Origin of the sequence: Akkermansia sp. NBRC 115031, assembly GCF_030268505.1 — a bacterium.
GTDB classification, from domain to species: domain Bacteria; phylum Verrucomicrobiota; class Verrucomicrobiia; order Verrucomicrobiales; family Akkermansiaceae; genus Akkermansia; species Akkermansia massiliensis.
In genome coordinates this window covers 329120-338938 of record NZ_BSQU01000003.1, presented here as the reverse complement: position 1 = coordinate 338938, position 9819 = coordinate 329120, and the positions used below count along the sequence as shown (strand labels likewise).

General features: G+C 47.0%; 10 protein-coding genes. All 10 read left to right on the top strand.

The features are described 5' to 3' along the window. Positions 1 to 275: tetratricopeptide repeat protein (locus QSJ36_RS06310; RefSeq protein ID WP_285467729.1), on the top strand; the 275-nt coding region annotated here is incomplete at its 5' end. Between the two features lie 18 nt (positions 276 to 293). Further along, positions 294 to 584, top strand: coding sequence for a hypothetical protein (locus tag QSJ36_RS06305; protein WP_285467728.1), 291 nt, complete (start codon positions 294 to 296; stop codon positions 582 to 584). Positions 585 to 655: 71 nt separating this feature from the next. Further along, a complete protein-coding gene (locus QSJ36_RS06300; protein WP_285467726.1) occupies positions 656 to 988 on the top strand; it encodes a hypothetical protein in 333 nt (110 codons plus the stop codon). Between the two features lie 80 nt (positions 989 to 1068). Further along, complete coding sequence (locus tag QSJ36_RS06295; RefSeq protein WP_285467724.1) at positions 1069 to 1389, top strand: hypothetical protein; 321 nt, start codon at positions 1069 to 1071, stop codon at positions 1387 to 1389. Beyond that, a complete protein-coding gene (locus QSJ36_RS06290) occupies positions 1386 to 1604 on the top strand; it encodes a hypothetical protein (RefSeq protein ID WP_285467722.1) in 219 nt (72 codons plus the stop codon). The genes QSJ36_RS06295 and QSJ36_RS06290 overlap by 4 nt, the downstream gene beginning before the upstream one ends. A gap of 573 nt (positions 1605 to 2177) precedes the next feature. Further along, the gene (locus QSJ36_RS06285; protein ID WP_285467721.1) at positions 2178 to 2759 is read left to right on the top strand and encodes a hypothetical protein; all 582 of its coding nucleotides are present in this window, start codon (positions 2178 to 2180) and stop codon (positions 2757 to 2759) included. 2 nt (positions 2760 to 2761) lie between these two features. Further along, positions 2762 to 3631, top strand: a complete 870-nt coding sequence (locus QSJ36_RS06280; protein WP_285467719.1) for a PD-(D/E)XK nuclease family protein — start codon at positions 2762 to 2764, stop codon at positions 3629 to 3631. A gap of 270 nt (positions 3632 to 3901) precedes the next feature. Then, a complete protein-coding gene (locus QSJ36_RS06275) occupies positions 3902 to 5401 on the top strand; it encodes a class I SAM-dependent DNA methyltransferase (RefSeq protein ID WP_285467717.1) in 1500 nt (499 codons plus the stop codon). 17 nt (positions 5402 to 5418) lie between these two features. Beyond that, positions 5419 to 6591 carry a restriction endonuclease subunit S gene (locus QSJ36_RS06270; RefSeq protein ID WP_285467716.1) on the top strand — a complete coding sequence of 391 codons (1173 nt, stop codon included), beginning with the start codon at positions 5419 to 5421 and terminating at the stop codon, positions 6589 to 6591. A 13-nt stretch (positions 6592 to 6604) separates the two neighbouring features. Further along, positions 6605 to 9745: a DEAD/DEAH box helicase family protein gene (locus QSJ36_RS06265; RefSeq protein ID WP_285467714.1), complete on the top strand. Its 3141-nt coding sequence runs from the start codon at positions 6605 to 6607 to the stop codon at positions 9743 to 9745. The last annotated feature ends 74 nt before the right edge of the window (positions 9746 to 9819 follow it).

The following is a 9819-nucleotide window of genomic DNA, read 5'->3' as shown; positions in this document are numbered from 1 at the left end:
CCAGGGCCGCAACCCTGGGAGATCCGGAAGCTCAATTTGAAATAGCGAATACTTTTCAAAGTATCGGCGATCGTAAATCCGCCGTGACCTGGCTCATGAAAGCAGCCGAGCAAGGATTTACCAGAGCGCAAATTAATCTTGGCTACTGTTATGAAACGGGTGATGGAGTTGCCAAGGACCTTGATAAGTCGGCCGAGTGGTACAATAAAGCTGCCAATTTGGGAAACGGGGAAGCAAAATATCTGTTGAATAAACTTAAGGAACAACAACGTTAGGAACATTAGTTCATTTAGATGAAAGACAAATCAATCAGACAACCGTGGCCCCAGAGTGCCAGGGTGACGGTGTGGGTGCTGAGCGTTATTATCGCTGCTTCTGCTGCAGTTAACATTGTTGCTATTACGCAATGGTATGGTCCATATCAGAAGTGGCCTGATTACAGTACTCTCCACTTTCCGCTAGAAGCACCAAAAGAGAAAGATGTTCCTATCATTATGCCTGATCTTGATGATCCAGCGCTAGAGGATATTCCTGATTTACATAAAATTGATTTTGAATATCCTGCGTTGGAGCCCACAACATAACCTTTATCCCCGGTTTTTTACATAAGAACCAGGGGATTGATTTTCTGAACAACTCAACGAAAGGAAATATCATGAAGGACAAATCAAATCGCTGGCCCCGGAGTGCCAGGATCACTGTGTGGGTGCTGGGTATCTTGCTCCTTGCCAGCTTCGCCTGTTGGAGCAAGATGGCGCATCACAATATCAAGCAAGAGCAAGTAGCATCTGAACTCTTGAGTGCAAATATCGAGCTGAAAAAAGAGAATGATATAATCAATTGGGTTTTCGATCCAGAGCTAAATACCTCTGATCCTACACATCCGACAGAAGAATATATCAGGCGGCAGGAGGATCGGTTCCGTACACTCGGCCTGGCAGGTACTTACCGACATATATGGTCGGATAAGTATCCAGTCAAAAAATGAATTAATACCGACACCCCGGCACAGAGCCTCTGTGCCGGGGTGTTGATTTTAGAAACCAATCTGTAGAAAGGAAAGATACAATGAATAAATGGCCCCTCAGTGCAAAGATTACAGTATGGGTTCTGGGTGTGGCGTTCTGTGCCGTTTTTGCCTGCACGGGAGAGACGGCTCATCGTAACATCAAGCTGGAACAAATTACAGACGAATTGGCAAACGCAAACGTCGAGCTGAAAGAAAAGAACGATATATGTAATTTGGGTATTGAGGTAAATCTGAATTGTACTGATCCTCCATTTCCAACAGAAGAATATTTCAGGCAGCAAGAGGTTTTATATCGCAAACTCGGACTGGCAGATACTTATCGACATATATGGTCGGATAAGTATCCAGTCAAAAAATGAATCAATCACAACCACCTGCTGAAGAACGGCTTCAGCAGGTGGTGATTTTTGAACAACTCAACGAAAGGGGATTCTTTATTATGAAGATGAAGCTCAAAGACATGTCCTTGGCTGACTGGTTCCGTGTCGCGATTCTACTAATTGTATTATTGTTTATAATCGGTGTTATCACAGGCGGCATTACCATTCATTGTGACAGGCCATTTCCCATATAGCAATTACCCCGGAAATCAGCACGATTTCCGGGGTAATTATTTTGAAAAAATAAATTCAACGAAAGGAAATATCATGAAAGAAATCAAACAACCGTGGCCTCGCAGTGCGAAAATCACTGTGTGGGTGCTGGGTGTCCTATTAGCATTATCTGCTGCCTATATAGGAGTTTTGAGCTGCAAGTTAGACGACATCGTAAACTCTGACGAGTACATTAGAGATCACATTCTGATATACTGATCACTCAGCAACACTCCCGGCGCAGCCTCTGTGCCGGGAGTGTTGCTTTTCTTTTAGCTCAGTCATAAAATACTGTTCATGCGATCTTCCTACTGGCATCAGCTGACCAAGACAGCTGCTACGATTCATGGTTCCGGGTACGACAGAGTCATGTCTACTTTCCCGGGGCAACGGGATATGAAACCTTCTCTTTTGAAATAACCTTTCTTTCACGGTCATATATACCAGACACAGGTACTTACCTGCCTGTCATACTTCGAAAAGCCGTCATGCTCCCATCCCGGGACACGGCGGTTTTTCTGTATCCACCCATCAACAAGGAAAGAACAACCATCATGGCTATCAAACTCATCGCCAACTACAGCAAACGCCTCGGCCTGCCGGGGTATTCCTCCCATCAGTTCGAAGTCTCCATCGAAACGGAAATCAGCAACACATCAGAGTTGCCATTCGAAACGGAACGACTCTACGGCTCCCTTCAGGCGGCCGTAGACGCCCAGATCCAGCAGGTCGGGTTCGTACCCGACGAGCATTACGGTACACAAGCTGCTCAAACGTCTGTTCCCGGGGCTTTCAGTTCGCAGACGGCATCCACATCATCCGTGAGGCAAACGCCTCCTGCAAGCGTTCCTGAGAGCTCTGCTGAAACTGTTCCCGCATGGAAGTGCTCGGAAAAGCAACAGTCGCTCATCCTGGAACTGGCCGGGAAATCCGGGCTGGATGATTCTGCCCTGAACGAACTGGCTTCCCGGAGATTCAACAAGTCCGTTGCCATGCTCAACCGCATGGAAGCCTCCGGGCTGATCGACGAGCTGATGAATCGCTCTGGCTCGTCATCCAAACGTTCGGCATCAGGCAGGAACAACTACACCCGCCGTCCCGCTACGGCCTATGCCGGCAACTCCAACCCGTACTGACCATGATCGCTCATGCAACCCGGCCAATACGTTCATACTCCCTGAACCCACCTATGGCATTGGCGAAGAAGTTTCCTCCCGAGACTTCTCCTTCCTCTGACATACGTCCGGACTACCTGTCTCCTTCGTCGGTCAAATCTTACTTGTCGTGTTCCCTGCGTTTTTTCTTCGAGAGGGTAGCGCAGATACGGAAGCCGACGACAGTCGCCCTGCATATCGGCAAGGCCATCCACGCCACACTCCAGTCCTTCAACCTCGCCCGATGGCGAGGAGAGGATTACGGAGAAACGGCCATGACAGAAGCCTTCTCCACCCACTTCTTGGAACTGGAGAAGACAGAAGGCCCCGTGGACTACATCGACGAAGAGACGAGACAGAAGGTACGTTCCTGCGCCTGGAACACAATCAAGGCTTACATGAGTTCCGACGAGGTTTCTTCACAAATGCCTCTGGGAGTGGAAGTAGGTTTGTCAGCTACCATCCCCGGCCTGCCGGTTCCCGTGCGAGGCGTCATTGATCTTGTTCAGCACGACCTGACGGCAGTCGACTACAAATCCACTGCCGCCAAACCTGACAACGGGCATGCCGCCTTTGATCACGCGCTTCAGCTGGTCACCTACCAAATGATGATCGAAGAAGCCACGGGAGACTCTCCTCCATCACTGGATCTGATCTACATGGTCAAGACGAAGACGCCGCAAGTGATCCGAGTCAAGATTCCACCCGCTGACGATCAGCGCAAGCAACGTATCGCCGACCTGTACAGGATCGCCTACGAAGGCATCACCACCGAACGTTTCCATCCACAGCCCGGGATGCAATGCTCGTGGTGCCAGTACAGGAAGGAATGTTCCGGATGGTGCAAAAGATAACAAAATTAGTAAAAGCACAATCTTCTTCCAGAGTTTTTCCACAAGAAAGACTCTGGCGGGAGGTTTTATTTTATCTGTCATGTTCTCAACACGGGATAGTCTAGAGTGTCTCTTTGAAGCTGTATTTGTTTTACTGCCCCTCACCCAATACTTCGATATCTAGGCACTTTCTTTTGCCAAGCTCCATATAATAGGATAGATTCCCGGCAAGTACTACCTGATGAATTTGATGTGTGAGCATTGATCTGTAGGGAACAAAATTTTTATATCATGATTACTGGCGAACTCAAAAGCAAGGTTGATACCATTTGGCTCACTATCTGGACAGGAGGCATTACCAGTCCGATTACGGTTCTCGAACAGATAACCTACTTGATGTTCATGAAGCTGCTGGACGATAACCAACTCAAGGCAGAGGCGAATGCCAATATTCTGGGCGTGCCATTGACCAACAAGGTCTTTAAGGATGGTGTATGCGTTATCAGTGAAAATCCGCTTATTGAGACGGAGTACAGAAATCTTCGCTGGAACGTGTTCCATAACTTTGAGCCGGGTGAAATGCTGGTTAATATCCAGACTTATGTGTTCCCCTTCATCAAGACAATCGGAGAAGGCAAAGATACTGCATTCAGCCGTTATATGAAAGATGCGGTGTTTCTGATTCCCACAGCCAGGGTTCTCTCGAAGGTCGTTGGTGATATTGATTCTCTGGACATGAACGACAAGGATATCATGGGTGATGTCTATGAGTACCTGTTGAGCAAGATTGCCTCCGCCGGAGACAACGGACAGTTCCGCACCCCCAGGCATATCATCTCCATGATCGTGCAACTGATGAAGCCTACCCTGAAGGATAAAATCCTCGACCCGGCCATGGGCAGCGCCGGGTTTCTGTTGGAAAGCGCAGTCTATATCAGTTCCCACCAGAGCAGGGAACTGATGAAAACGGAACACATGGCGAATTTTAAGACCAGTTTGTTCTCTGGTTTCGATACGGACCAATCAATGCTGCGCATCGGAGCCATGAACATGATGCTTCACGGAGTAGAAGATCCGAATATCAGGTATCAGGACTCTCTTTCCGGCGAAAATACAGAGCGGGGGGCCTATACGCTCATTATGGCCAATCCTCCTTTTAAAGGTAGCGTGTTCCAAGAAGAAATAAACAAGGATCTGCTCGCCCTCTGCAAGACCAGCAAGACGGAACTCTTGTTCATGACTCTCTTTACGAAAATGCTTGCCGTCGGTGGCCGTTGTGCTTCTATTGTGCCCGATGGCGTACTGTTTGGCAGCAGCAAAGCTCACAAGGCCCTGCGCAAGGAGCTTGTCGAAAATCAGCAACTCCAGGCGATAATTTCCATGCCTTCCGGGGTTTTCAGACCCTACGCCGGCGTATCGACGGCAATCCTGATTTTTACGAAGACCAATGCCGGAGGTACGGATAAGGTCTGGTTCTACGATATGAGGGCCGATGGCTTCAGCCTTGATGACAAGCGCAGTCCGATCGCGCAAAACGACATTCCCGATCTCATCACCCGCTTCAATAATCCGGACGCAGAGGAATCCCGCGAGCGTGCCGAGCAGAGCTTCTTCGTTCCGAAGAAAGAAATCGTTGATCATGAATATGACTTGAGCATCAATAAATACAAGAAGACCAATTACGTTCCCGTCAAATATCCGCCGACTTCTGAGATTATGGCTGATATCCACAAATTGAATGCGCAAATCAGCTCTGAGCTGGACGTGTTGAATAAGTTGCTTAGTTTGTAAGACTCAAATTTATTGAAATGATGAGAGTTAAGCTTGGTGATATTTGCGAAATAAATCCGAAGAGAACTCCTGAGGATTTAGATATGAATGTTTCATTCATACCAATGCAGAGGGTTTCTGATCAGGGTGATATCGATACGTCAGATATTCGATCAATAAAAGAGGTATGTAAAGGATTCACAGCATTCGTTGATGGTGACATTCTAATGGCAAAAATCACTCCATGTATGGAGAATGGAAAGGGTGCGATCGCATCGGGATTGCATAATGGAATCGGTTATGGAAGCACAGAATTCCATGTATTGAGGCCCAATCAGGACTTAGTCCGAAGCTCATGGATTTATTATTTTACCATCGAAAAGTTATTTAGGCTTAACTGCGAAAAAAATATGACTGGAAGCGCAGGTCAAAAACGAGTGCCAAAATCATATTTGCAGGGATACCCTATTCCGCTTCCCTCGTTGGCGGAACAAGACATGAAGATTGCAACCTTAGACAGGCTTAGGCAAATTATTATCCTGTATAAGTCACAACTTCAGAAGCTAGACGATCTAGTAAAAGCCCGATTTGTCGAGATGTTTGTAAAAAAAGATGTCATGGAAGATTGGCCAGAAAAGAAAATTATGGACATTTCTACTGATATGAGGACAGGGCCTTTTGGAAGTGCCCTCCTTCACGATGAATTTGTGGACTCTGGAATTTTTGTCCTTGGGATTGATAATGCTGTTGAGAATAAATTTTCATATAATCGAATGCGATATATTACAGAGGAAAAATATCAGCAGTTAAAGCGGTATACTGTGAATCCCGACGATGTTATTATTACGATCATGGGTACTGTAGGCAGATCGGCAGTTATTCCTAGAAACATACCAAGAGCTATCAATACGAAACATCTAGCCTGTATAACTCTGGATAGAGATCAAGCAAATCCGTATTTTCTATCGTGTGCATTTCAGATACACCCAGTAATTCGGACCCAACTTCAAAAGCAAAGTAAAGGTGCAATTATGGACGGATTGAATCTTACTATCATAAAAAGATTGTCTTTTTCATTGCCTCCTATTGATCTACAAGAACAATTTGTGGATTTTTATAACCAAATCGACAAATCAAAGGCAGCCGTTCAACAAGCACTTGACAAAACGCAACAATTGTTTGATAGCCTGATGCAACAGTATTTTGCCTGAACAATCTACGAAAATGACCAGCGAGCAGTTAAACAGGATGTTGAGCGAAGCCAAGGGTGTCGAATCCCGAGCGGAGCGTGCGAAGCTTTGTCGTTTACTGCTTTCCTCTTCCGTTGACTACATTTATGAGCAGGCAGGAGAACCGATGCCCAGGAAGGCAACTCTTCTTGAGTTGCTGGACAGCCCCACGGTAACTGGTTTCGTCAATGACGCGGATATCGTCCAGGCACTGCACTATGTCCGAATCCTGGGCATGAACGCCGAACATGGACGTAATGTACGCAAGAAGGAGTCTTCTCTCAGCCTTGCCAACATGTCTTATTTCGTGGGGCTGATGGAAGCGAAGGAACAAGGCACCGAAGCAAACTACCAAAAGCCTCCATACATGAGCGAAGCGGAAACGCGCAAGCTCTACATCGACTTGTACCTTCAGGAAGCCGGGTGGGATGTGCTTGACACGAATCATGTTGCCCAACCCGGCAAGGCCTGTGTCGAGATTGAGGTGCAGGGGATGCCCAACACCCAAGGTGTCGGATACTGTGACTATGTGCTTTATGGTAGAGACGGCAAACCGCTTGCCATTGTGGAGGTCAAGAAAACATCCGTGTCTCCGGAAAGCGGACGCCATCAGGTAGACCTTTATGGTGACTGCATGGAAAAAGAGTACGGTTACAAACCTGTGCTCTATTACACTAATGGGTACAGCACAAAGGTCATTGATGGGATTTACCCGGATCGCAGCGTCATGGCGTTCCATTCGATGGAGGAGCTGGAACTGATCATCAGTCGGCGTACACGCGGGGATATCACTGATCTGTGCATCAACGATGAGATCACGAATCGCCCTTATCAGAAAATGGCCATTACCAACATTTGCGAGTGGCTGAACAAGAAACATCGCAGAGGACTGCTTGTGATGGCTACGGGCACGGGCAAGACCCGGGTCTCTATTTCACTGGTCGACATCCTGATTCGTAATGATTGGGTCAAGAACATGTTGTTTCTGGCTGACCGAACCACACTGGTCAATCAGGCCAAACGAAACTTTGCCAAGCTTTTGCCTGACATGAACGTTTGCGAGCTGTCCGGCAATGGGGAAAAGGATTTCAACGCGCGATTGATGTTCTGCACTTATCAGACGATGATTAATTACATCGATTCTGAGGACAAGAGATTCACGACAGGGCGTTTCGACCTTATCATCATAGATGAAGCTCATCGCAGCATATTTAAGCGCTACGGTGCCATTTTCAGGTATTTCGACAGTTTTCTGGTGGGGCTAACGGCAACGCCAAAGAATGAGGTGGACGCGAATACCTACAGCATTTTCGGTTGTGAGGCGGGCATGCCCAATTTCGATTACACACTGGAGGAGGCAATCAGGGAGCATTACCTTGTCGGTTACCACCCCATCAACCGCACTTCCCGTCTGATTAAGGCCGGGATTGATTGGAGCAGCCTGACAGCGGACGAACGCGAGCAGCTTGACGAATATTTGAGCGATGATCCTTCCTCGCCTGATTCTACGGTGCCGGGTAACAAAATTTTTCGTATTCTTTTCAACAAGGAAACTTGTCGTCAGGTTGTGGAGGAGCTCATGCAAAGTGGACTGAGGGTGAACAATGGTGAGACGCTGGGCAAAAGCATTATTTTTGCCTACAATCACAAACACGCCCAGATGATTGTGGAGTGCTTCCATGAATTATATCCCGATTATCCGGCCAATACCTGCCAGCTGGTCGATAATTATGTCAACTACGCTGATAATCTTGTCCTGCAGTTTGATAGCGACCCGGAGTTTCGTATCGCTGTGTCGGTGGATATGCTTGATACCGGGGTAGATATTCCCTCTATCCTCAATCTTGTGTTCTTTAAGCCGGTGCGCTCAAAAATCAAGTTTGTCCAGATGATTGGGCGAGGCACTCGCCTTTGTGAGAACCTGCTCGGCCCAAGCAAGCATAAGAGCGGGTTTTATATCTTTGACTACTGTGGCAACTTCGAATTCTTCGACAATTTGCCGGAAGGAAAGACTGACATTGTATCGCAATCAAGTCTGACACAGCGGTTGTTCCGCATTCGGCTTGATATTTTGTGCGAACTGCAGAGTATCGAGTATCAGGAGAACGAATGGTTCAAATCCTTTTACGATAAGCTCAAGACAGAGCTGCATCAGGAAATAGTCAAAATCAAATCTCATAGTAACCGCATTCAGGTACGAGCGGCCATGCGGCACGTCGATCAATACTACGACTTGGTTTCATGGACGGCTCTGTCCCCGGTCTCCATACAGGAAATCAAGAGTCACCTAGTGCCATTGCTAGATAGCGGATTGAATGGTGATTCCCTGGCCGTGGCATACGATTGCCGTATGTACCATGTGGCACTTTCCCTCATTTGCGACAAGAACATCAAAGCTGCGGCTTCAGATGTGAAGAAGGTCCGTGAAATCGCCAGGTATTTATTGAATGAAAAAGCATCAGTACCTCAGGTTCTGGCTAAGGCCACAGATCTGAAGTTGCTTATGAATAATACTTTCTGGGAGAACCCCAATATCGCAGAAATTGAACGCCTCCGCGCAAGTCTGCGTGATTTGATGCAGTTCTTGCAGGGTGAGGGACAAAAACAATACGATATAGATATTTCTGATGACGTAACAGAATCGAGCTATCAGCCCGGTGATACGATTATTGACATACGAACCTATCGGGAAAAGGTTTTCGACTACCTGATGGAAAATATTGATAGCCCTGTCATTCACAAAATTTACAATTTACAGCCTATTGATGAAGATGATCTGCGGGAGCTTGAACACATCTTGTGGCATGAACTGGGGAGTAGGGACGACTACAACGAAACAACGAACATAGACAATCTGGCGGCATTTGTCCGTAGCCTGGTCGGCTTGAGCCAGGAAGCCGTCAACGAAAAATTCGGTGAATACCTGAATGGCTCCGTGTTAAACTCGGTTCAGCAGGAATTCGTCCATGCGGTCATCAATTACGTCCGGGAGAACGGTGATGTGAAGCGAGAGGATATGGTTAATACTACCCCCTTCAACAACTACGATCTCACAGCAATTTTTGGAGTGAAGATACGGGATATCATTAAGGTTGTTGATGTGCTCCACAAGTCCATCATTACTGCGGTTGCTTAAGGCATCAATAGTCTTCATGGTATGTTTCTCGACCTAACGAGAAAATACCCCTCCATGAAAGACATCAGTCAAAG

What these genes read in the sequence shown, in the direction of transcription:
- QSJ36_RS06305 (WP_285467728.1), top strand. Translation starts at nt 294, where the DNA reads ATGAAAGACAAATCAATCAGACAACCGTGGCCCCAGAGTGCCAGGGTG.
- QSJ36_RS06300 (WP_285467726.1), top strand. Translation starts at nt 656, where the DNA reads ATGAAGGACAAATCAAATCGCTGGCCCCGGAGTGCCAGGATCACTGTG.
- QSJ36_RS06295 (WP_285467724.1), top strand. Translation starts at nt 1,069, where the DNA reads ATGAATAAATGGCCCCTCAGTGCAAAGATTACAGTATGGGTTCTGGGT.
- QSJ36_RS06290 (WP_285467722.1), top strand. Translation starts at nt 1,386, where the DNA reads ATGAATCAATCACAACCACCTGCTGAAGAACGGCTTCAGCAGGTGGTG.
- QSJ36_RS06285 (WP_285467721.1), top strand. Translation starts at nt 2,178, where the DNA reads ATGGCTATCAAACTCATCGCCAACTACAGCAAACGCCTCGGCCTGCCG.
- QSJ36_RS06280 (WP_285467719.1), top strand. Translation starts at nt 2,762, where the DNA reads ATGATCGCTCATGCAACCCGGCCAATACGTTCATACTCCCTGAACCCA.
- QSJ36_RS06275 (WP_285467717.1), top strand. Translation starts at nt 3,902, where the DNA reads ATGATTACTGGCGAACTCAAAAGCAAGGTTGATACCATTTGGCTCACT.
- QSJ36_RS06270 (WP_285467716.1), top strand. Translation starts at nt 5,419, where the DNA reads ATGATGAGAGTTAAGCTTGGTGATATTTGCGAAATAAATCCGAAGAGA.
- QSJ36_RS06265 (WP_285467714.1), top strand. Translation starts at nt 6,605, where the DNA reads ATGACCAGCGAGCAGTTAAACAGGATGTTGAGCGAAGCCAAGGGTGTC.